The organism is Aquitalea sp. S1-19 (assembly GCF_024343515.1).
Genome location: NZ_RJTZ01000325.1, coordinates 1 through 928, shown reverse-complemented (window position 1 = coordinate 928; position 928 = coordinate 1). Strand labels below are relative to the sequence as shown.

Annotated in this window: 1 pseudogene; it reads left to right on the top strand. The window is 61.6% G+C overall.

From position 1 onward, the window contains the following. Positions 1-140: 140 nt before the first annotated feature. Positions 141-928: pseudogene (locus EGI20_RS18815) on the top strand (hypothetical protein); the annotation flags it as partial.

Here is a 928-nt window from a genome sequence, read left to right as displayed (position 1 = left end):
TCGAGGCCAGCTGTGTGCAGATGCACAGGTGCTGTGGCTGGATGCTGAGCGAGGGCACTGGCGCCGCCGCATGGCTAACACGCCGGCACTGGGGCGCGGTAGAATGGCAGGCTGAATTTCCGTCTGGTCCCGAGTCACACATGAAACCGCATCCCCGCAACGCACGCATCAAGGGCGATCCTTTTGTTCCCAACCGCTTTATCTTTGGCGATGCCGTCGACGACAAGGGGCTGGAGCCTTATGAGTACATCGTGCACACCGAGGCACCGGCCTTTATCTGCCGTCTGGTCGGTAACGACAATATGCCGTTTGCCGGGCGTGAAGCGGAGGGTTTTGCCAGTGCCGTGCTATACGACGAAGCTGAAAACATCACCCACTATGTCTGCAATAGCGGTTTGCGCATGTTTGACTTCAATTTCATGGAGGAGCCGCCGACTGCCGCCGCCTTGCAGCGCATCTGCGACGAGGCCATGGCCTTGTACGATCGGCTGAACAAGGCTTATGCCGAGCGTGAAGCCAATCCGATGCAGCGCGAAATGCGTGTGATTCCGACCGAGCCTTTGCCGCCGGCCGAGCGTCAGGCCGCGATTGTCGGCCTGATGGACAAGGCGCGCGAGGCACTGGCCGAGCCTATGGCGCGCATGCAGCTGACGGCCGCCGTACAGCAGGTGCTGATGGGGGGCGATCAGGCGGTGTTTACCGAGGCCCAGCTGGGGCTATTGGCCGAGGCGCCGGTGCGCGAATTATTGGTCGAAACGGCACGGGGCGCGATTGCCCGTCCCGAGGTGGTGCGCCCGGATGGCAGCTTTGCATCGTTTGAATTGTGGGCTTTACCGCTTGCTTTCTCGCGTGCCAAGGGCGGGGTATGGTGGCATTACCCGTTGATGGAACGGGTCGAAGTGGCGCTGGCCGATGCGCTGGAAGTACC